This window comes from Echinicola jeungdonensis (assembly GCF_030409905.1).
GTDB classification, from domain to species: Bacteria; Bacteroidota; Bacteroidia; order Cytophagales; family Cyclobacteriaceae; genus Echinicola; species Echinicola jeungdonensis.
This window is the reverse complement of sequence record NZ_JAUFQT010000001.1, coordinates 2072979-2095917: the sequence shown is the minus strand read 5'-3', so window position 1 is coordinate 2095917 and position 22939 is coordinate 2072979. Positions and strand designations below refer to the sequence as shown.

Below are 22939 nucleotides of genomic sequence, written 5' to 3'. Positions count from 1 at the left end.
AATCAGGTGTTTTTGTCATAACATCACTTTATGCTCATACCTTAATTGCCGTAGTTTAATAATTTGAGCCTTTTATGTATATTCGTTTTTTAAATTATAAACCAACCTCATGAGTCAATTAATTATCAACAGCTTCGAGGAATTCGAGGAACATATCGGAGAGTCATTAGGAGTATCTGACTATCACAAAATTACCCAGGAACAAATCAACAAATTTGCTGATGCGACCTTAGACCATCAATGGATCCATACTGATCCGGAAAAGGCAAAATCAGAAGGAGCTTTTGGCAATACCATTGCCCATGGATATTTGACCCTTTCCCTTGTTCCATTCCTATGGGAACAGATTGTCAAAGTGAATAATTTAAAAATGTTGGTCAATTATGGTATTGAATCCCTTCGGTTTGCCCAACCCGTTCTGGTAGATAGTGAGGTAAGGTTACATGCCAAACTGGCTAGTATCACCAATCTCAGGGGGACCATAAAAACTGAAATGGATATTAAATTGGAAATTAAAGACCAGAAAAAGCCGGCTTTTACTGGTAAATTGGTGTTTTTATATCATTTCAAATAAGGTTGACAACAAATTGTTTGTCACCACCTGGGAGTTGATGAGATTAGATTTTTCACTATAGTAATTTTGTCATCCCCTTAGCAGCAGTAGAAACTACCCATAGCCAAGTCATTAAAAAAAATAGCCTCCACCAGGAGACTATTTTTTCTTCTTTCAAACCAAAATATACACACTTCTAGTCCAATCGGTTTCGCTCCTCTGTGCTGCCACTCCGGTTGGAGACTTTGAACTGTTCCCCCTTGGAGAATTTCCACCTGAAAGTCAGCCGGACAGATTGTTGGCTATTATATTGCCTGATGTCTGTATTGATTTTATCAAAAGTGACCTTGCCCCTGAATCTCCTGGTTCTCAAAATATCATTACCATTAAGGGTTAAGGTGAATTTTTCATTTTTAAAGGTTTTGGTAATTCCAGCATCTACCCATCCCATGCCTTCAGCATCCAGTTGACCTTCTAAAAATGGGCTCAAATACATCCCAACCAATTCCACCTTAAAGCCTTTTGGGAGCCGGATGTTTTGCTGGACCCTTGCCATCCATGAAAATTGCCCCACATCCAAAAGTTCATCCCCCAATTGGGATTGATAATTTTTATGGTAAAAATGAAGCATATTGTCCACTGTCCACCAATCTGCGATTTCCAATGGGGCCATTAGCCTAACATTTATATCTTCTTCTTTGTCAAAATTCTGAACTTGTATAAATGATTTTCTGCTTTCTTCTTCCTGGGTAAGCACCTGGCCAAAAAAATTGGAGGTTCTGGAATAGGACAGGGTTAACCGGTACTTTTCCTTCCAAACATGGCTCATTTCAAGGTTTGTGGCAAATTGGGGTTTGAGATCTGGGTTCCCTTGCTCAGTGGTAAGTGGATCAACATAGAAAACAAATGGGTTTAGTAAGCGGTAATTGGGCCGGGTAATCCTTCTGTTTATATTATAAATGATTTGGTATTTGTCAGATAGTTTATGCTGTAAATAAAATGTTGGGAACAGGTTAATGTATTCCTGGGTATTGACCTGTTCCAGCGTCAAGGAATTTCCTTGGATATAGGAATATTCCATTCTCAATCCCCCTTGCACCTTGATTTTTTCGCTGAGAGGAGATTTATAAGAAGCATAGGCAGCCAAGACCCTCTCTTCATATATAAAATGATTACTATTAGGTTCCTGCTCAAAGGGCCCTTCCTCAACACTTCTACTGATATTCAATCTATTATCCGATTTCACCCAACTACCTTTCAGCCCGGACTCAAAAGTATGTTCCTTATCGAAGGCTTTTGTAAAATCTGATTTGGCCGTAAAAATGTTATAATTCATGTCATTATCGGTCAAAATTTGATCCATGGTACCCCCCGCTATATCCTCATTGACCCAATAATCATTGGTAAGCAGGCTAAGACTCGCTCCATCGACAAATGTATAATCGAGGTCAACAGAAAGCTTGGACCCTATGGTATCCAGTTTCCCGGTATAATGGAGGTTGGAAAAAAACCTTTGATTGTCAGAATTAGAATCATTTATGGCCCTAAGCTGATTGATATCAGAATTATCAGGGTTTGAAATATGGGTAAGGCTATTTCCATCTGCCTTTCCATTATAATCCGAAGCCTGAAGGCTGATTCCCAAAGAATGCATTTTACTCATTTGATAATCTGCACCCCCGGAAAAGTAAAAACTCCTTCCACCTAGTTTAAGCAAAGCATCCTGGTCAAACACTGAAAGACCATTTTCGAGCTGGAACCTTCTTAGGATTTCCAAATCAATATTTCTCGCCCAATTGCTATAATTCAGGTTGGAATTTGTGGTCCATTTCCCTTTTTTGAGATTAAAATTAGCACTGGCAAATGGGGCGTGCCTGCCATTAAATTGATTCCCTGTTTGGATACTACCATTGATGCCATCCAGGTTATTTTTCTTTAAAATTATGTTCAATACCCCAGCAGCTCCCTCAGCATCATATTTGGCCGGAGGATTATTGATCACTTCTATACTTTGTATATTGTCTGCAGGCATGGCTCTGAGGTAATTGGCCAGCTCCTGTGCACTCATATAAGTTTGCCTTTCATCTATCAAAACAATTACCCCTGAGCGTCCATTAAGTTTAATATTTCCATCTCCATCCACATAAACTCCTGGTGACCGGCCCACAACTTCCAAGGCATTACTTCCTTTTGCCATAACGGTCCCATCAATTTGGACAATGGTTCTATCTGCCTCAATAATCACCTGCGGCCGGTTGCCATTGACCTCTACTTCCTCAAGGGAGGTAGTTTCTTCGCTGAGTTGAATAATTCCAAGGTCTTTTTTTTGTCCCGTGGCAATCTGAAGGGGTTCTGAATGAAAAGTTTGAAAACCAATAGATGAAATTTTCAGCCTAAAAAGACCGGAGTTGGATAGGATTAAATTAAACCGGCCCGAATCATCAGAAACCGCACCGATAATCAACTCCCCATTAGCATGGTCCAAAAGTGCAATATTGACAAAAGGGAGGGCCTTACCCATATTATCCTGTACCTCTCCGGAAATCTGACTATTCTGCTGGGCAAGCCCATGGCCCGATAATAATAAAAATGAAAGGACCATAAGGAATATTTGTACTGGGATTTTCATAACAGGTTTGCTTTGGATGTTTCTTAAAAGGGTTGAAAATCCAGTGCCAAAACTTAAAATAGCCTTTATACTTCATTAAAGACCTGTTTTTCTATGACAAAAAAAATCAACTGTATCAAAACCGAACGGTATTACCGTTCATTTTAGTGCACAAAAAAATCCCCGGAAAATATCCCGGGGATTTAAAATATAAAGGTTAACACCTAATATTATTTTGCAGCAGCAAAGTTTTTGCTTACCTCATCCCAGTTTACCACATTCCAGAAAGCACTGATGTAGTCAGGTCTTCTATTTTGGTAATGCAAGTAGTAAGCGTGTTCCCATACATCAAGGCCCAAGATTGGTTCACCTTTTTGATCCGCAATATCCATTGTAGGATTGTCCTGATTTGGGGTAGAAGAGATAAACAGTTCTTTGTTGGCATCCACGCTTAACCAAGCCCAACCAGAACCGAAACGGGTAGCAGCTGCTTTATTGAATTCTTCCTGGAATGCTTCGAAAGAACCAAATTTCGCATCAATGGCTGAAGCCAAATCACCTGAAGGCTTTCCACCACCATTTGGAGAAAGAACCTTCCAGAAAAGGCTGTGGTTGAAGTGCCCACCTCCATTATTTCTGACAGCAGTGTTTGAACCAGCCACCTTCATAAGTTCATCTAAACTTTTTCCTTCCAGGTCGGTACCTGCAATTGCATCATTTAGTTTGGTAACGTAAGCATTGTGGTGCTTTCCGTGGTGGATTTCCATAGTTCTTGCATCGATATGTGGCTCCAATGCATTAAAATCATAAGGTAGTTTTGGTAGTTCAAAAGCCATTGTTTATAAAATTTTATGGTTAAACATTAAATAATTAAATCAAGTCAAAATCTTATCTTCTCAACCAAACAAAGCTCAAAATGGTTCTTTTTTAACCCTAAAATCGTCAATTTCTTAACTTTTTGAAAAAACTGTCCAGTAATTGCTTGGCTTCCACCGCCATTAGACCATGGCTAAGTTTGGTCTTAGGGTGCAATAATTCTCGGCCAACTTTTCCGAATCCTCTTTTAGGATCTGAAGCTGCATAGTGAACTCCTCCCAACTGTGACCAATAACTGGCCCCTGCACACATCACGCATGGTTCCAATGTCACATATAATTCACACTCAGTTAAATACTTTGCCCCCAGTGCCATGGAGGCCGAAGTGATAGCCAGCATCTCTGCATGGGCTGTAACATCGGTCAGCTTTTCTGTTTGATTATAGGCCCGGGCTATGACCCTGTTTCTACAAACTATGACGGCACCAACTGGGATTTCATCCTCTTCATAAGCAATTTGGGCTTGCTTCATGGCCTCATTCATAAAATAGGCAGGAGAATATAATTCCATGCTTAATATTTTTGCGATTGAAGTTAACTTAATTTTAGAAGGCAACAAAGCAACAGGATAGGAATTATGTCCAGCAAAAGGCAAAAAGTAAATTTCCGGATGTAATTTATTTAAGGCCAATTTTTTACTTGCCAGAAAATTATCGAAAAAGGAAATGCTGTTTTTTCTACAAAAGCCAAGCCCTTAATATTTGCAGAAATATCTTTTTAAAGCAAAAAAAAGCGGCTCGAAGGCCGCTTCAAATTATCTTAGAATAACAATTCTATTATTTCTTTTCTGATCCCTTCATTGATGATTAAAGCCAATATCAGGGAGACTATTAATCCAATCAAGGCTTTGTACATATCATTCCTTGCCAACCGGTATGCCCTTACCAATCTTGCTTTTCTTTTCTTGAGTTTTTTGGATTTGGCAAAAGCTATGGACAATTCCCTTCCACCCAATAGACCAATAAATACCCAGGTTGTACTCATCGGAACATTGTTGTACATTTTAAAGTAAAACAACAATATACAGTATACAAAATCCACTATGGTCGCAGCCCTTACATCAGTCACCTGGGTTTTTTCATTGACAATCTTTTGTATCCTGTCCCCTTTAAAATAAAAGAGGAAGCCCATTCCAATAAACACAAAGCCGGCATAAGCAATAAATTCATATATATTAAGCTGTCGAGGAAGGAACACGGCAATATTGGCGGCATCCTGCATTAACCATAGGGCCCAAAGAGAGCCTGAAGTAATCCATTGCAGCCCATACCAGTAAGACCTGGTTTTCCCTTTCAAATAGCCTTTCACAAATTTTTCCAGTACAAACCAGACGGCAATGGCTATAAAGAAGGCCAATACATAGCCCATTAAACTTTTTTGAACCACCTTACCAATGGTACCTGAGCTATAGGTAAAGACATTGAGCAATAGGAAAGTTGTGGATACCGGCATCCGCATCCTGGTCATTACCATCAGTACAATGGGTGAAGCCAATTGGAGAAAAACAAATTCCTCAGGAGCTTTGTCCAAGCCTTTTACATGAAGGCGTTGATAGGTGACATCTCCATTGTACACAACCCAACTGTAAATGGCCGTGGCAACAAAAATTCCTCCCATGAACAGCCACAACCAATACCACTTCCTTTTTTGATTGGAAGCAATAAATGTCCCGATGGTCTGGATACTGTCATTACCAATTGCGGAATAAGCCGCTAAGGTAAAACCAAACCACATGGCGGCATAGGTGTATTCGGTGATAAAACCTGCAATGGACACTAGTATACAGAGTACTAGCAAAAAGGTTTTTTGCTTTTTAGAAAAATCAAAAATGGAATAAGCGGCCTTTGATAATGCTGCCTGGTTGATGTTTTGATCTTTTAATCTAGCCATAGATTTGTATTGGGCCATTTTTTATTTGGCCGCAAAGTTAAGGAAGATTATTGGAGTTGTGTATTAACAAATTGTTAAATAAACCGACCAATTCAATATTCCCTAATATTTATTGTGATAAACGGAAGAAAATTTTTTAATTGTAAAACAAAATTACAAAAAACAGTAACACATCAAAATTTAATATCCACAACAATTTCCCCACCATTTTAACCTTGGTTATCTTATCACCTAATTAGTTAACATAAGCTTAATATTACAAAGGGAACATTCTAATCTTGCCTCCCTTTTTTTGTTCAAAAATTATATAACTTGCCTCATTAATTTAGGTGATCTAAGGTCAAGGATGGAATTAGTTCAGGAAAAAAAATATAGCAACAAATGGATCATGGTTGGACAAATGCTTTTTGCATTTGTTTTGTTTATTTTCTCCATTGATTTATTGACTGTTTCTCTCCTCCATATGAACAATGAGGTGGCCAACAAGATTTTTATGGCTACCAACAATCCCTTTGTGGGATTATTTATCGGCTTGCTGATGACGGCCCTGATCCAATCCAGTAGTACCGTTACCGCAATGGTAGTAGCAGTGGTAGCGTCGGGAAGTTTATCCACAATGCAAGCAGTCCCCTTGGTCATGGGGGCCAATATTGGAACTACAATTACATCCACTCTGGTATCCTTCACTTACATCATGAAAAAAAGTGAGTACAAAAAAGCCTTGTCAGCAGGTGTTTTGCACGATCTTTTCAATATCATCACCGTAATAATCCTGCTGCCACTGGAAGTTTATTTTGGTTTATTAAGTGAATTGGCCCATTATATTACGATTACTTTTTTCGATGGAAAAAGTGGATTTGATGGCAGTTTCTCCCTTCATATTGCTTTTACCAGGAGCTGGGCCAACCAATTGGTGGAATTGGTTAACTTTCCCATTGCTTCTCTTTTACTCAGTGTATTGTCGATATTTTTGTCCATTAAGTTGCTTTCGGGAACCGTTTATAAAGCTTTTATATCTAAAAGTTTTATTAAAGTCAGCAAACACATCTTTAAACTTCCCTTCAGATCATTTGCTTATGGTTTTTTCATCACTGCTGCCGTACAGTCCAGCACCGTTACCACCTCTCTGATGGTCCCAGCGGTAGCAACCAAGAAAATATCCCTGACCAGGGTGTTTCCTTTTATCATTGGAGCCAATATTGGAACAACTGTTACTGCCGCCATTGCAGCAATTTTTAAAACAGATGCTGCCATAACCATAGCCATAGTTCATTTTCTTTTCAACCTGATAGGGGCTTTGATATTTTTACCTTTTTCTGCTATCCGGAATATTCCAGTAAAATTGGCCATCTATTTTGGTAAAAAATCAGCAAAGATGAAATTTGTAGGCTTTGCCTATATCCTGCTTACATTTTTCATTATTCCATTTTTATTGATTTATTTCAACAAAAATGATGATGTTCGGGATCTCAATGTGCCCTGGAGCCAGGTCAAAGCCACTGAAATAAATAAGGATAAAAAGGAATTAATGGATTTGGAAAAATGAGGATTTTTTATTTTTGGATTAAAAATTTAAAAGGAATAATTAATAATTCATCATCCCTCAATTAAGCATGTTTTAATCCTGGGTTTGGCTCCATTCCTCCATAATAGATACTCCAGAACTAGTACCCAACCTATCCGCACCAGCTTTGAGTAAGGCAATGGCCTGCGCTGCTGTTTTAATTCCTCCACTGGCCTTAACCCCTACATTACTGGGCAAACAGGATCGAATCAATCGGATATTTTCCAGGGTAGCCCCTTCTGGAGCAAAGCCAGTGGATGTTTTGACAAAATCAGCACCTGCATCACTGCAGATTTTACAGGCTTCTTTAATTTCACCTTCATTTAGATAGGCTGTTTCCAATATTACTTTAATAATTTTTTCCTCCTCATGGCAGACGGAAGCCAACTTCGCCAGCTCAATTTTCGGCCAATTCATTCCAGATTTAAAGGCCGTAAGAGACCATACCACATCAATTTCATCCGCCCCATTTTTTATTGCCTGTTTGGTTTCAAAGACCTTTGTTTCGGTCATTTGGTACCCAAAAGGAAATCCAACCACGGTCACCACCTGAACATCACTTTCCTCCAATTCTCTTTTCACCTTTTTAACCCAAAACGGAGGAACACAAACCCCTACAAATTCAAATTCTTTGGCAGCCTGTGTTAGCTGAAGGATGTCCTCTTCTTTGGTAGTGGGATAAAGCAGGGTATGCTCGATGAAACGTTGTAAGTTGTGTACTATCATTTAAATTCTTTGACAAAATCTTCCAAATAGGCGAATTTTTCGGTCAATTGCCCTTTTTTCACTATCGTGGCCTCTTCGATCAATTGGCTATTTTCTTCCAAAAGCGCAGGAATAATATGATCCATTAACTGTTTTCCAAAATCCTCCGATGCATCACGTGGCAATTCGCAGGGCAAATTATCTATGGCCATCACCGAAAGACTGTGCTGTGAACCAAAAGGTGGCAGTTCTTCCATCCTTTCCCTATCCACATCGTAAATTGGATCTGCAATGGTACTCGCCTTGATTGTAGTGGGAATAGACCCTTCAATATCACAGGTGATATCTGCAATGACCGAAAGGTTAAATTCTTCTTTTGCAAAGTCCCTGGCCTCAAACAAACGGGGAGCTTTGGGATCCCAATATGCTGCAGCAAACAAAATATCACACACTTCGGTAAATTTCAAAAAATGGCTTTCATATAATTCGGGCTCACGACTAAACTCTTCCTTGTCAAACCCCCCATCGGTTTTTCTGCGATTGTAATCCCCCATTCCCAATTGGGTGAAAACTGGCTCATCATAATAGTTATTGAGCAATTCTTTGGGCGCTACTTCTTTGATGCCGGTGGCCAACAAAATTTCCCTAACCCCATTTCCAACACGCCCATCACCGGTAATAACCATTTTAATTGGAGGCAATTGGATTTTTTTTGCCTCTTGCAATAAATCCTCCAGGTCATCGCAATCTTTGGCGCGCCTCAGATCAAAAAGACCAGTCTTTTTTCCATAAGTCCATAAGCCATTGTAACCACCTACAATTCCTGCCCAACGGCCAAAGGCCACTACCCTTTCCCCTTGATTCCTTAACACTTCATAATCAATCAGGGTAATACCCTTTTCCATAATGGCCCGCAATAGCGGCCGGTTATAGGCTTGTTTTTTAATGGTGTGTGAAAAAAAGAAATAGGTTTTGTGGTCCATTAATTGGGGAATGGGTACTTCTTTTATACCCATTAAAATATCGCAATCTGCCAATTCTGGAACAACCGGAATTCCATTTTCCCGGTATTCATCATCGGAAAAAGCCCTCACAGGACTGCCCTCCACAACAAATGTTATTTTCCCGGCATATTTTTCCTGCATATACGCCAGTTGTTTCGGAGTAAACGCCACCCTCCGATCCACAGGAAATTTCCCCTCTTTGATCAAACCTATTTTCATAAACAAGTTATTATTTGGATATTTGAAAAATCATAGCCCAATTTAAATTCTATTTGGAATGGGCGACAAAATTAATCTTTATCGTCAATTTCAATATAAAAAGAAATTGACAATTTCTGTTTTCAATTCGCAGGCTATAATAAATAGTTTAATGCATTTGCTTGATAATTGAATTAAAAAAAATAATTAAAACTTCAATTTAGTCCAACTACCATCAAATCCCCTTTTCATGACTTCATTGGTAATTTATAGTTTTCTTTTTTTGGCAATATTTGCTCATGCAATGATGGCTTCAATGATGTATAGGAGAATTCATGGAAATGAAGAACTTCCTCCCGCAGAGAAAAATGCATGGAAATTAAAAGCACTGGTTTTCCCAGCTTACTATTGGGGCCAATATAAAAAAAGGAAAGCCTAAAGTACACCCTTTAAAAAAAGGTTGCACTTTAAAGGCTTTCCAGAACAGTCAGCTAGTAGACTGTATTTTTAATTTTTGACCAATTGGATATTGGCCAATATTTTTATCTGGTCACCTACTACCACATTCCCTGCTTCGGTTACTGCACTCCATGTCAATCCGAAATCTTTACGGTTGATTTTGCCTTCTAACTCAAACCCTGCTTTTGTATTTCCATAAGGATCCTCGGCAACTCCACCAAAATCAACTGATAATTGGACAGGTTTTGTAATATCTTTAATGGTCAAGTCTCCTTCTAGGACATAATCCCCTCCATTCTTTTTAAGGGTACCATTTGAAAACGCTAAATTCGGGAATTTTTCCGCATCAAAAAAATCCTCAGATTTTAAATGTGCATCCCTGTCCGCCTGATTGGTATCAATAGTATTAATATCGGCAGAAAATGCCACTTTCGCGGCATCAAAGTCCTGGGAATCAGACTCAGCAGTTCCTTCAAATTTTTTAAAACTTCCTGTGACCGTTGAAATCACCAGGTGTTTTACTTTAAAATTGATTTCAGAGTGTGTCGGGTCGATTATCCATTTTGATGTACTCATAACGATTTGAATTTATTGATTGATATTTATTTTAATGTATAAACGTTACATGTATATACATGTTTTATAGAAAATTTTTTTTACCCTCTTAATTTATCCAGAAGAAAATTGAGTTTTTCCACTTCCTCATCACTTAACTGAATAATGTTATGGTTAAAGTCTTCCACCACAGGATCCAATTTATCCAAAACAGAAAGCCCTTTTTTGGTAATGGTAATATCCACCTGCCTCCTATCAGATGGGCACTCTTTTCTGTTGACCAATCCCTTTTTCTTTAACTTTTCTACCAACCTGGAAGCGTTGGACATTTTATTAAGCATCCTTTCCTGAATTGAGGAAACTGTAATTGGTTCTGGATGGTGGCCCCGAAGAATCCTTAAGACATTGTATTGCTCAGGTGACAAATCATGAGGTTTAAACAACTTGCTTTGGTAAGAAGCCAAATAACTCTGGGTATACAATAAATTAACTACTGCTTTATTGTATTGGTTCTTAAAGTCTTTCTGTTTGATGGCCTCTTCAAGTTTCATTTAATTTCCATTTATGTATTTAATGTATATACATATAAACATAACAAAAAGTTTCAAAACTTGAAAATAATTTCTCAACCTTCCCTTAATATTTCCATTGGCGGTTTTTTGATAATGTTTTTTCCATTTAGCCAGCCTAATACTACTGTAAGGCTTGTTATCCCCATATACACTATTGCAGCTTCGGTCCAGGCCCATCTGATCGGAAAATCAAACACGAAAACATTAAGCATGGCGGTGGCCAGGAAAGACAATAAAATCCCACTTAAAGAGGCCAAAGATCCCAAAAAGAAATATTCCAGAGTATTAATAGTCCTCACTGTTGGGCTACTAGCCCCGAGTGTTCTGAGTAATATACTTTCACGAACCCTTTGGTATTTACTGATAATTAAAGAACTGATCAATACCAAAATCCCAGTTAGAATACTGAACAATGCCATAAATTGGATAACGAAACTGATCTTCCCTAAAATTTCCTCTAAGGTATCCACAATCACCCCTAAATTTATCACCGAAATATTGGGAAAAGCTTTGACGATTTCATTTTCGACATTGGCAGCTTGTTCGTCAGATTGGGATTTGGTAATGATTACATGGAATTTTGGGGCATTATTGAGCACATTATCTGGGAACAAAACCAGAAAGTTCGTACTTACCCGCCGAAAATTAACCTCCCTAAAACTCCCCACATAGGTTTTCATCGGCCTTCCCTGTACATTGAAGACTAATTCATCCCCCAATTTGATTCCGGTTCGATCCGCATACCCTTTGTCAAAAGAGACAAAAATACTATCGCCAGGGTATTCTACTTTATGCAATTTCCCATCTACCAGTTTTTCTGTTTGCACCAAGCTGTCCCGGTAGGTCACCCTGAATTCCCTGTTGTACAGCCTCCCTGAATTTCTTTCCTCATCAGGCAACCCTTCATTATCGGACTTGTCCACACCATTGATTGATTCCAAACGCATGGTTACGATGGGCACTTCTTGCATTATAGGCAACTCCCTTTTTTTAATCTCGTCTTTCACCTCCTCTAGTTGGGGAGTCTGGATATCAAAAAACAGCATGTTTGGCTGGTCTTCTTTATCAGCAAATTTGACCTGGTCCAGCAGTTGGTTTTGGATAAAATACAGGGTACTGATCATGGCTGTACCCAATCCAATGGTTGCAATTAAAGAAATGGTCTGATTATTTGGCCTATAAAGATTTGCTAGGGACTGCCGCATAGGATAGGATAGTGAAAGGGGCATAAACCTCCTGATCAGCCACATTATCCCAGTCCCAACCAACCATAATAAACCAAAGGCCAAAAGAACGAAGCCAGTAAAGCCCAATGATTCTTCCCATCCATCCAATAGCATTAAACTGAAAGAAAAAATAAATACAGAAATTCCCAGTGCAACCAACCATCGCCAAGGATCCCTGGTAAAACTCACCGAACTTTCATCCGGCCGCAAGGTCATCATCGGTGGCACTTTCCTGATTTTCAATAACGGTAGCAAAGCAAAAAGCACTGATATCACCAATCCCGTAAGTAAGCCAAAACCTATGGCTGACCAGGAAGTCTGAACTGTCACTTCAACAGGCAAAAAATCACTAAAAACTTTTGGAAGGATAAACTGTAGCACCGTCCCCAAAGTTGCCCCTAATATGGATCCAATCAAGCCCATCATGATAATCTGGGACAAGTAAATAAAGAAGGTTGATTTGGAGGAAACACCCAAGCAACGCAATACGGCTACAGAGGTCAATTTTTCCTTGACAAAAACATTTACCGCACTTGCGACCCCCACACACCCCAATAACAGCGCAACAAAAGCCACCAGGCTTAGGAAATTGGATAAATTTTCAAATGACCTCCCGGTTGACCTTTTCCGGTCCTCTACTGTGTCATCATCTATATGAGTTTCCTCCCATTCCTCTTTAAAAGGCTGAATTAATTCCTCCACATCCTGCCCGGCTGCCAATTGGTAATACCGTTGATATTCCACCCTACTCCCAAATTGGATCAAGCCAGTGGCTTCAGCATATTTTTTTGGAATATACACCACAGGAGCAACGGTAGCAGTAATCCCTGTTTGGCCCGGGGCTTTATGCAACTCCCCGACAATTTGAAATTGGAGTTCTCCAACTTTAATACTATCACCTACCTGAGCATTGAATTGATTAAGAAGAATTTTTTCCACTAAAGCTACCCGGCCATTTTCCCTTAATCTGTCATCCGCATTTTTGGGAACGGTTTCCATTTCCCCATAAAAAGGAAAGTTCCCTTTAAGTGCCCTTACTTGGGTCAAACGGCTTTCTCCGGATTTTGGAAAAGCCACCATGCTGGCAAAATTGACCTCTTCAGCAATGGCAATGGCCATGGTATCCAGAGCTTGTTCCCCAATAGGTTGGTTATTTTCCAAAACCAAATCAGCTCCCAGCAATTCTTTGGCCTGATTATCAATATCCTTTTCCAAATTGTCACCAAAAGAACTGATAGCCACAAGGGCAGCTATTCCTATTACAATGGAAGAAACAAATAACAGTAATTTGGCTTTGTTTTTTCTAAAATCACGCAAGGCCATTTTAAATATCCAACCCCAGTTATGCATGTTGATTTTCTTGAATTTTTCCTCCTTTGATATGTACAATCCTATTGGTTTTGGCAGCCAGGTCTGCATCATGGGTCACCAAAACCAAGGTGGTTCCTGATGCTTTATTTAAATCAAAAATCAAATCTTCAACCATTTCTCCGGTTTCCGTATCGAGGTTTCCTGTTGGCTCATCTGCAAATAAAATTTTCGGCTCATTGGCAAATGCCCTTGCAATGGACACCCTTTGCTGCTCCCCTCCAGAAAGCTGCGTAGGATAATGACTGGCCCGGTCTCCCAACCCAACTTTCTCCAAAAGCTCTATAGCCTTTTGCCGGACATGTTTTTTCTTTCTAAGCTCAAGGGGTACCATGACATTTTCTAATGCAGTAAGGGTGGGCAAAAGCTGAAAATTTTGAAAAATAAAACCAATCTCTTGACTCCTTAAAGCTGCCCTTTCATCCTCAGTCAACTTTTCCAACCGATGACCGTTCAACTGAACACTTCCGGTACTTGCTTGATCCAGGCCTGCGCAAAGCCCCAACAGAGTAGTTTTACCACTTCCAGAAGGCCCCACAATGGCCAGGCTGTCCCCAGCTTCAATATGAAGGTTGACTTGATCCAAAACAGTCAAGCTCCTTGTACCGCTTTGATAAATTTTACTTACATCGACTACATTTAAAATGGCCATAGGATTTTTTCAAAATGATTAAATTGGAACGGAAACTTTGAGTGGGTATAATTTGGTTGTAATTAAGGTTTCAATACCCAGTTTCAAATGGGAGGTTGGATTTAAAATTAGCAACTGCTCATTTCCCAGTTCACTTTTATTAAACTAAGTATAACATTCGAAAAAAATGAACAATAGGTTTCAGAACATGTTCAAATTAAATCAAATTAATTGGGTTTTATTACTTTTTCTTTCCACAGCACTTCTTTTTGGATGCGATGCTTCAGAAAAAAAGGAAAGTTCAAAAAAAGAGCAAATGGAAGTTAAGAAAAAAACCAGCTCTCAAAAGACCATATTATTCTTTGGAAACAGCATTACGGCAGGATTTGGAATTGACAAAGAAAAAGCATTTGTGGGACTTATCAAATCCAGAATTGACAGTCTTGGTTTGGGTTATGAAGTAATTAATGGAGGGCTTAGCGGGGAAACTACAGCCAGTGGGCTAAACAGGATTGATTGGTTTTTGGAGGAGAAACCTGATATTTTTGTATTGGAACTGGGAGCCAATGATGGCCTGAGAGGAATCAAACTCTCGGAAACCAAAAAAAATCTGGAGGGGATCATAGAATCAGTCAGGGAAAAATATCCTGACACAAAAATTATTCTTGCGGGAATGCAAATCCCACCCAATATGGGCAAGGAATATACCTCCACTTTTAAGACCATATTTCCACAAATAGCCGAAGAAAAAGAAGTAACCTTAATCCCCTTTTTGTTGGATGGAGTGGCAGGAAATCCTGACCTGAACCAAGATGATGGAATCCATCCTAACATTGAAGGACATCAAATTATTGCCCAAACGGTTTGGGAATACCTTCAACCATTGCTTTAAAATCAACCAATTGAGTTATTAGTTTCCTCCGAGCACATCTGTGCATTACATAAAGTGGAATCAAAGAATCAACTAGAAAAATTAAAGAAAACTATAATGCAATTTCCCCTTGAGGTCCCCTCCAAATCAACAACTTGCCAGCCTAATGTTGATTCGGTTGTACCATGATTCAACAAATACGCTGACACCTAAAAAAGGCTAAAACCCTGATGTACCAACACCTTATTTTTATTTTTATAAGTCAGGAAGTGTAAGCTTAACCTCCCCCTTTCATTTTTTTAGTATTTGTATTTTTTGAATGATTTTATCAATCATTTACTAATGACAGCACTTAACGATTAACAATTAATTAATTTTTTCGAAAAATTCCTGCTAATTAAAAAAGACCTAAACCCTTTTAGCGTTATTATTTTACTTATATTCCAAAAAAGAAATGCCCGTAGCTAAGTGGGAAAATTCTTTCTTTTGGCGAAAAGCTGTAAATACCTTTTTAATTAACCATAAACCAAATACACCCTTTATGAGTTTGCAAATCAAATCTTCCCAGGAAGCTTATGATGTGATTATTGTAGGATCGGGAGCAGGAGGCGGAATGGCCTCCAAAATTTTATCGGAAGCTGGATTTTCTGTGGCAGTAGTAGAAGCAGGTGGGGACTTTGACCCGGCCAAAGAAGAGGACAGGACACAATTGCGTAATCCCTGGGAATCCCCGAGGAGGGGAGCAGGAACCAGGTTAAGGCCTTTTGGGGATTTTGATGCAGCCATAGGAGGATGGGACATTGAAGGGGAGCCTTATACGACCACCTCAGGTACTAAATTTGATTGGTTCAGGTCCCGGATGGTAGGAGGCCGCACCAATCATTGGGGAAGAATCTCCCTACGGTTTGGCCCCCATGATTTTAAACGAAAAGACATCGATGGGCTGGGGGACAATTGGCCCATAGGTTATAATGACCTAAAACCTTATTATGACAAGGTAGATCAACTCATAGGGGTATTTGGATCCAAGGAGGGAATATTTAATGAACCGGATGGATTTTTTCTTCCCCCTCCAAAACCAAGACTCCATGAATTATTTATCAAAAAAGGAGCTGACAAGGTCAATATTCCTGTGATCCCTTCGCGGCTTTCCATATTGACCCGGCCCATTAGCAATGATAGAGGAGTCTGCTTTTTTTGCAGACAGTGTAACCGGGGCTGCCAGGCTTATGCAGATTTTTCATCTGGAACCTGCCTGGTCAAGCCTGCCATGAAAAAAGGCAAGGTGGACCTTTTCACTTATGCTATGGTCAGGAAGGTCACCACCAATGAACGGGGCCTCGCCACAGGAGTATCCTATATCAGCAAAGTGGATATGAAGGAATACAAACTCCGCTCAAGAGTAGTAGTTTTGGGAGCCTCTGCCTGTGAATCGGCCAGGATTATGCTTAACTCCAAATCCAAAACCCACCCCAATGGCTTAGGAAATGGCAGTGGAGTGGTTGGAAGATATTTGCATGATAGCACAGGAGCAGACAGAATGGCCATTTTACCGGACCTGTTTGACCGGGAAAAATACAATGAAGATGGTGTGGGAGGAATGCATGTCTATACCCCCTGGTGGCTGGACAATAAAAAATTGGACTTTGCCCGTGGGTATCATATTGAATATTGGGGAGGAATGGGGATGCCGGGTTATGGTTTTGGTTTTGGGATGGACACAGTACGGCAATATATAAAGGATGAGTTTGGAAACCCTAGTCCTAATGGGGGATATGGCAAAGGGCTGAAAAAGGATATCAGAAGGTATTTTGGCACCTTGGTGGGTATGTCAGGCCGTGGAGAATGCATCCCGCGATACGAAAATTATTGCGAAATTGACACCAACACAGTCGATAAATATGGGATTCCGGTTCTAAAGTTCAATTATTCCTGGTCGGATCAGGAAATATTACAGGCCAAGCACATGCAGGAAACTTTTGAGGAAATCCTCACCAATTCTGGTGCTATTTTGTTAGGTCAAAAAGCAGGGCCAGAAAGTCAATATGGCCTTCATGCTCCCGGAAGAATCATCCACGAAGTAGGGACCACACGCATGGGAAAAGATCCTGGCACCTCAGTACTCAACAGCCATTGCCAAGCCCACGAGTGCAACAATCTTTTCGTAGTGGATGGAGGGCCATTTGTTTCCCAAGCTGACAAAAATCCCACCTGGACCATTTTGGCACTGGCCTGGAGAACTTCCGACCATATTATCAGTGAAATAAAAAAGAAAAACATTTAATCTTACACGCTATGAACAGGAGAGAAAACTTAAAATTATTGTTCACCGGTTCGTTGGCTTCGGGCTTTTTATTTGCCCCTGGTTGTGGACCTGAAGCCCCAAAAGAAAAAATCCACACCCCAAAAATCGATGAGAATACCCGCTGGGGAAGAACACCTGAGGAACTGGCCAGAAATGCGGCCTTAAAATCGGAAACTTTTTTCACTCCCGAAGAGCGGAAGAAACTGGATTACCTGGTTGATGTAATCATTCCAAAAGATGAGGTTTCTGGAAGTGCTACTGAGGCCGGGGTAACGGAATTTATTGAATTTATGGTCAAGGATATTTCCGATTACCAAACCCCCATGAGAGGTGGGTTGATGTGGCTGGATGCTGAATCTGTGGACCGGTTTGGAAAACCATTTATGGAGGCCGATGAAAAAGAGAAGTTGCAAATCATCGATGAAATAGCCTTCCCTGATAAAGCCCCCTCCAGCATGGAAGGAGGAGTCCGCTTTTTCAATACTTTGAGAAACCTCACGGCCACCGGTTTTTTCACTTCCCAAATGGGCTTTGAGGATTTGGGATACCAGGGCAACCGCCCCAATGTTTGGAACGGAGTTCCTAATCATATTCTTTCCAAACACGGCTTTCAGTATGAAAAAAAATACCTCCCCATTTATCTGGACCCTGAAAAAAGAGGCCTAATTGCCCAATGGGATGAGGACGGAAATTTAATTGGTTAGTTGGTTCAAGTCTCCTGACCTGAACCCTTTCCATAGAAACCTCCAAGCTTCATCCGCCAATTCAATTCCCCCTACCTGGAAATTCTTCCTAGAAGCCTCCGGACTTCTTTTTTTCAATTAAAAAAAATCAATTCTTAAACCTCATCCCAACTAATTATCCCATTTTTACAAATTCCCTCCCTATCTCCCTCCTTTGAAGGGACTTTTTAAGTATATTATATTTCTTTATAACCACAACCCAAAATTACCATGAACCATCAAAAGAATAGTTCCTCCCGGCGGGCTTTTTTAAAAAATGCCGGAATCCTTACCACAAGTTCAATTTTCCTCTCTCCTATTGCCCAGGCACTTTCCTTAAGGGAAGATCCCACCAAAAAACTAAGGATTGCACTGGTGGGCACTGGCATCCGGGGTACCAGCATGTTTGGAAAAAGCCTGATGGAAGAATATCCCAATGATATTGAATTTGTCGGATTGTCGGATATCAATGAAGGCCGCCTGGCCTATGGGAAATCCTATATCGGTGCCGATTGTCCGACTTTTGTGAACTTTGACCAGATGATGAAGGAGGTCAAGCCTGACACCCTGATCGTCACCACGGTTGACAGCACCCACCATGAATTTATCATCAAAGGGCTGGAATATGGTGCCCATGTAATCACGGAAAAACCCATGACTACGGATGAAGTGAAATGTCAGGCCATTCTGGATGCAGAAAGAAAAACAGGCAAAAAAGTGATTGTCACCTTCAATTACCGCTACAGCCCTCACCGCCAAAAAATTTATGAGCTGATACATTCCGGGGAAATCGGGACGGTGACTTCAGTGGATTTCCACTGGTACCTGGACACCAACCATGGCGCTTCCTATTTTAGAAGATGGCATGGTTACCGGGATAAGGGAGGCACCTTGCTGGTCCATAAGTCCACCCACCATTTTGACCTTTTGAATTGGTGGCTAGATTCGGACCCTGAGGAGGTTTTTGCCTATGGGAAACTAGAGTTTTACGGAAAAAATGGCCCATTTAGACATAGCAATTGCAGGCCCTGCCCTCATAAAGGAAAATGTGATTTTTATTGGGACATTACCCAAAGCGAGCGATTGATGGATTTATATGTGGACAATGAAGAATACGACGGCTACTTAAGGGATGGCTGTGTTTACAGGGAAGATATCGACATTTATGATAAAATGGCCGTGCAGATCAAGTATATGAATGATGTACAGGTCAGCTATTCACTCACAACTTATTCTCCATATGAAGGTTACCGCATTGCCTTTAATGGCACCGAAGGCAGGCTGGAAGCCTGGATCAAGGAAAGACAACCCTGGGAAGAGCCAAAACAGGATGAACTCCGCTTAACCAAAAATTTTGATGGAACACAGGTTATCACCATTCCCCATCAGGAAGGAGGCCATGGGGGAGGTGATACCCGGCTTAAAGACAAACTCTTCAAAGATCCCAATATGCCGGATCCCTGGCATCAATCTGCAGGTACAAGGGATGGGGCCATGTCCATATTGATTGGCATTGCTGCCAGAAAAAGCATAGAAATGCAAAAACCGATAAAGGTGGCAGATCTGGTGGATATTGAGCTTCAGGCTAAAAGACCAAAGTCATAGGAATTTTTTGGTTTGGATAAAATTGGTCAAGGTCTGGGGACTTTGACCATTTCTTTTTGAGATCCCAAGGATTCAGTAAACCTGAAAGATTTTGAATTATTTGGACATTCAGACCTTAATCTCATGGGTGAAACTTTCCTGTTTTTCATTAATAATTAAGATTTGGCACTTTTTCCTTAATGAAAAAGTACCCAAAAAATCAAGACCTGTGAAGCATCTTGCAAATTGGGTCACTTTCGTTTTCGATTACATTTTAGTTTAACCCAATTTGATTTTTGGCCGGTTGCTGCAGGCTAAAAGACCCAAAATATAGAAATGTTTATTTTCAAATAAAAAAGGTCCAAGTCTCCCGACTTGGACCAAATACCTTTAAAAATTAAAGCTTTTCAACCTTAGATGCCTACCCTCTTCTTTTCGCCTTGCTCAAGGACCAAAGCAGCTCCATAGGCAGAGCCCAATGGAAAATCAGAGAACACCCATTCAAAGTCAGGCAGATAAAAATGCAAAAGGTCCATAAATATTTCATTATGCACAAATCCACCATCCACAAAAATCTTCTTGATATTGGAATTTCCTTTGGCAAGTTTCACAGATTCCACCTGCAATAAGGTTAATCCCCATATCAAATGGTGATAAGCTTCATCATAGTTTTCAAATTCCTCAGGTTTCCATTCATTACCTTTAAATAGGTCTTCAACCATTGGAATAGGAGCGATATGCTCGGGATAGAAAGTACTCTTAATGCTTCCTGACTTTATCTTTTCCAAGATTTCAGGATTGGCTTTTATGCTTTTGTAATATTGGTCGGGTTTATTAAAGATTTTATTGATCCGGGCCTTTTGGTAATTTAACTCATAACCCAAGAAAAAACGAGATGCCTTTACTGGATTACCTTCAATGCTCAGGAAGTTCAGGCAGTCATTACGTAGTTCATCCAAAGTTAGGTTTTCCTCTGTAAAGGGGTTCAAAGCAATGCTCCAGGTACCCGTGGAAATCAGCAAAAATGGTTCATTCACCCTTACCAAATAGGAGGCCAAAGCAGAGGAGCTGTCATGGATGCCTACGCCAATATTGACCTCACGGTCACAAAGTTGGCTTTTAAAAATCTGGGTGGTGGGGACAATTTCCGGCAATATTTTGTCGATGCCCTCGTCCTTCACCCACTGATGGTAATCCTTTTTGGCAAAGTCCCATAGACGGGTATGACAGCCAATGGAAGTGGGTTCACTCACTGCTTTTCCGGTAAACAGGTAACTCAAATACTGGGGGAAATGCAGGGAATGTTTAATTTTTTTGAATACCTCTGGCTTGGCCTTTTTCAACCAATACAGTTGCAAGCCTGAATTGAGCATGCCCAAAGAGGGGGAGGCTGTTTCCAGGTTATTGGTTTCTTCAGGGTATTTCCGATAAAATTCCTCAATGATTTCCTGAGGAATTTCTTTCAAGTAATTGTAAAGTGGAGTTAATGGTTTCCCATCCTCTCCCAGGTGTACAAAAGAAGCCCCATAGGTGGAGAAATTCACTCCCAACAGCTTGTAATCCGGAGATTGGCAGATGCTGTCAATGGTGCTTTTGATCCAAGTGGCCAAAACCTCCAAATTATCGCACTCAAATCCATCTTCATCTTGAGTCAATGGGATTTTGTTGTATTCCTGCTTGATTTCATTCATATTTTCATCAAACAAGAAGAATTTCTTATTGGTCTTTCCTATGTCAAATATGGCTATTACCGGTAATGGCATCATGGGTCTTTTTTTAAACCTGCTCCATTGGAGGGAGAAGAGCAAATATCCAGTTTCATTCTCAATCTTCCCCTCAACACATTGGGAATGAAGCTGGAAAAATTTGATTGATTTGATTAAGGTAGGGATCCTTACTTTGGTTCAGCAAGGATCCCTAAAGAGGAAATTTTATGATTTGGCCAAAATGGCCTTATAGTTGAAATTACAGACCGGTAGAAACGGTTTTTTCCCCTCTGGCTGCAATCAACTCTTTTCTTACATTCAATGCTCTGAAAGCGGCAACAGGATCCAAAGCACCCTCGGCCTGAAGTCTTGCTTCTGCCAAAAGTGGTCTTACATCTGTCCTGTATGCTCCTTGAAGAATTTCCTGGGCCAAAGTAGGATCATTATTTTCCCTTGCTTCTTCCAAGGCTTTCCTGTCCACCAATAAAGCCTGGGCATAAGCCACCCTAATGGCTTCCAAAGATTGCAACAAGTCCTCCAATGGATCTTTCAGGTTATGGCTGGCATCAATCATCCAGGCTGGATAAGGATTGTTAGAAGAAGGATCTTCCATACCATCTACCAGCTCATTGAAGATCAGGAACAACTGGTAAGGCTTCAAAGAACCTACGGTCACATCATCATCCCCATATTTGGAATCATTGAAGTGGAAACCACCCAACTTGCCCACCATCATCAAAGTAGCTACAATCTGCTCGATATTGGTGTTTGGCAGGTGGTGGCCAAGGTCAACAAGGCTATAAGCCCTATCCCCCAATTTATCAGCCAACATATGGGAAGAACCCCAATCCTGGATTACTGTGGAATAGAAATTAGGCTCATAGGGCTTGTATTCCACAAACATTTTCCAGTCGGAAGGCATGCCCGCATAAATCTGCTGAAGGGAATCCAAAGTTCGTTGGAAAGCTTTCTTGAAGTTCAACTGTCCAGGGAAAGAAGAACCATCTGCCAGCCAAACGGTCAAAGATTTAGATCCCAATGCATCCCCATATTTGATCACTTCCAGGTTGTGGTCGATGGCCTGTTGTCTAACGGCTTTATCCACATGGCAAAGTGAACCAAACTTGTAGGATAGTTCCTGATCAGGCTGATCCTGGAAAGTATTGGAGTTTACTGCATCAAAAAGCAGGTTATGAGAAGCTGCCAAGCTTTTGATCGCCTCCACATCTTCAGGAATGTCCCATGGAATATGAAGGGAAATCGCTCCGGCAGACTGGCTCAATTGGTGAAGCAAGCCAACATCTCCGATTTTTTCTTCAAGGGAACGAGGTTCGCCCCCACCTGAAAATCTACCAAACCGTGTACCTCCGGTACCCAAAGCCCAACTTGGGATGGCCACCTGGAATTCTTTCAGTTTTTCAACGGCACGGTTTACATCAATATTTTTCTTATTAAGTACTTTGCTTAAATGGTCAAAGCTCTCCCGGTGGTCCGGAAGAGCCTGATCATTAAGCTGCTTTATTTTCTGATTATCTATTCGCAT

18 protein-coding genes and 1 pseudogene are annotated in these 22939 nt (G+C 40.5%); 7 read left to right on the top strand and 12 right to left on the bottom strand.

Annotation, left to right across the window (positions count from 1 at the left end; all coding sequences use genetic code 11):
* The first annotated feature begins 109 nt into the window (after positions 1–109).
* Positions 110–574, top strand: a complete 465-nt coding sequence (locus QWY93_RS08835) for a MaoC family dehydratase (protein WP_290247838.1) — start codon at positions 110–112, stop codon at positions 572–574.
* 175 nt (positions 575–749) lie between these two features.
* On the opposite strand, the gene QWY93_RS08830 is transcribed toward QWY93_RS08835, so the two are convergent.
* The 4 genes from QWY93_RS08830 to QWY93_RS08815 form a co-directional block, all read right to left on the bottom strand.
* Entirely contained in the window at positions 750–3182 is a 2433-nt protein-coding gene (locus QWY93_RS08830) for a TonB-dependent receptor (protein ID WP_290247837.1), read from the bottom strand.
* Positions 3183–3391: 209 nt separating this feature from the next.
* Positions 3392–3997: a superoxide dismutase gene (locus QWY93_RS08825; RefSeq protein ID WP_290247836.1), complete on the bottom strand. Its 606-nt coding sequence runs from the start codon at positions 3995–3997 to the stop codon at positions 3392–3394.
* Between the two features lie 106 nt (positions 3998–4103).
* Positions 4104–4547 carry a nucleoside deaminase gene (locus tag QWY93_RS08820; RefSeq protein ID WP_290247835.1) on the bottom strand — a complete coding sequence of 148 codons (444 nt, stop codon included), beginning with the start codon at positions 4545–4547 and terminating at the stop codon, positions 4104–4106.
* A gap of 248 nt (positions 4548–4795) precedes the next feature.
* Positions 4796–5926: a hypothetical protein gene (locus tag QWY93_RS08815; protein WP_290247834.1), complete on the bottom strand. Its 1131-nt coding sequence runs from the start codon at positions 5924–5926 to the stop codon at positions 4796–4798.
* A gap of 346 nt (positions 5927–6272) precedes the next feature.
* On the opposite strand from QWY93_RS08815, the gene QWY93_RS08810 reads away from it, so the two are divergent.
* Complete coding sequence (locus QWY93_RS08810) at positions 6273–7472, top strand: Na/Pi symporter (protein ID WP_290247833.1); 1200 nt, start codon at positions 6273–6275, stop codon at positions 7470–7472.
* A 72-nt stretch (positions 7473–7544) separates the two neighbouring features.
* Here the strand turns inward: QWY93_RS08810 and deoC are convergent, their stop codons facing one another.
* Positions 7545–8216, bottom strand: a complete 672-nt coding sequence (gene deoC / locus QWY93_RS08805; RefSeq protein ID WP_290247832.1) for a deoxyribose-phosphate aldolase — start codon at positions 8214–8216, stop codon at positions 7545–7547.
* Positions 8213–9418 (bottom strand): NAD(P)-dependent oxidoreductase, encoded by a 1206-nt coding sequence (locus tag QWY93_RS08800; protein WP_290247831.1) that lies wholly within the window; start codon positions 9416–9418, stop codon positions 8213–8215. Before QWY93_RS08800 ends, deoC begins: the two co-directional genes overlap by 4 nt.
* A gap of 229 nt (positions 9419–9647) precedes the next feature.
* Here QWY93_RS08800 and QWY93_RS08795 point away from each other — a divergent pair, with 229 nt between their 5' ends.
* A complete protein-coding gene (locus QWY93_RS08795; RefSeq protein WP_290247830.1) occupies positions 9648–9836 on the top strand; it encodes a hypothetical protein in 189 nt (62 codons plus the stop codon).
* A gap of 68 nt (positions 9837–9904) precedes the next feature.
* Here QWY93_RS08795 and QWY93_RS08790 read toward each other — a convergent pair whose 3' ends face one another.
* The 4 genes and pseudogenes from QWY93_RS08790 to QWY93_RS08775 form a co-directional block, all read right to left on the bottom strand.
* Positions 9905–10432, bottom strand: a complete 528-nt coding sequence (locus tag QWY93_RS08790; protein ID WP_290247828.1) for a YceI family protein — start codon at positions 10430–10432, stop codon at positions 9905–9907.
* Positions 10433–10512: 80 nt separating this feature from the next.
* Positions 10513–10962: a MarR family winged helix-turn-helix transcriptional regulator gene (locus QWY93_RS08785; RefSeq protein ID WP_290247827.1), complete on the bottom strand. Its 450-nt coding sequence runs from the start codon at positions 10960–10962 to the stop codon at positions 10513–10515.
* 74 nt (positions 10963–11036) lie between these two features.
* Positions 11037–13559 carry an ABC transporter permease gene (locus QWY93_RS08780; RefSeq protein ID WP_290248848.1) on the bottom strand — a complete coding sequence of 841 codons (2523 nt, stop codon included), beginning with the start codon at positions 13557–13559 and terminating at the stop codon, positions 11037–11039.
* A pseudogene (locus QWY93_RS08775) lies at positions 13552–14168 on the bottom strand (ABC transporter ATP-binding protein); the annotation flags it as partial. The gene QWY93_RS08780 and the pseudogene QWY93_RS08775, both read right to left, overlap by 8 nt.
* A gap of 356 nt (positions 14169–14524) precedes the next feature.
* Between QWY93_RS08775 and QWY93_RS08770 the strand changes: the two are divergent.
* The 4 genes from QWY93_RS08770 (at position 14525) to QWY93_RS08755 (ending at position 19711) form a co-directional block, all read left to right on the top strand.
* On the top strand, positions 14525–15100 hold the full coding sequence (locus QWY93_RS08770; protein WP_290247823.1) for an arylesterase: 576 nt from the start codon (positions 14525–14527) through the stop codon (positions 15098–15100).
* A gap of 520 nt (positions 15101–15620) precedes the next feature.
* Positions 15621–17363 (top strand): GMC oxidoreductase, encoded by a 1743-nt coding sequence (locus QWY93_RS08765; protein WP_290247822.1) that lies wholly within the window; start codon positions 15621–15623, stop codon positions 17361–17363.
* Between the two features lie 11 nt (positions 17364–17374).
* Complete coding sequence (locus QWY93_RS08760) at positions 17375–18088, top strand: gluconate 2-dehydrogenase subunit 3 family protein (RefSeq protein ID WP_290247821.1); 714 nt, start codon at positions 17375–17377, stop codon at positions 18086–18088.
* 249 nt (positions 18089–18337) lie between these two features.
* Positions 18338–19711 (top strand): Gfo/Idh/MocA family protein, encoded by a 1374-nt coding sequence (locus QWY93_RS08755; protein WP_290247820.1) that lies wholly within the window; start codon positions 18338–18340, stop codon positions 19709–19711.
* A gap of 392 nt (positions 19712–20103) precedes the next feature.
* Here QWY93_RS08755 and QWY93_RS08750 read toward each other — a convergent pair whose 3' ends face one another.
* The gene (locus tag QWY93_RS08750; RefSeq protein ID WP_290247819.1) at positions 20104–21456 is read right to left on the bottom strand and encodes an FGGY-family carbohydrate kinase; all 1353 of its coding nucleotides are present in this window, start codon (positions 21454–21456) and stop codon (positions 20104–20106) included.
* 199 nt (positions 21457–21655) lie between these two features.
* Positions 21656–22939, bottom strand: a complete 1284-nt coding sequence (locus tag QWY93_RS08745) for a sugar isomerase (protein ID WP_290247818.1) — start codon at positions 22937–22939, stop codon at positions 21656–21658.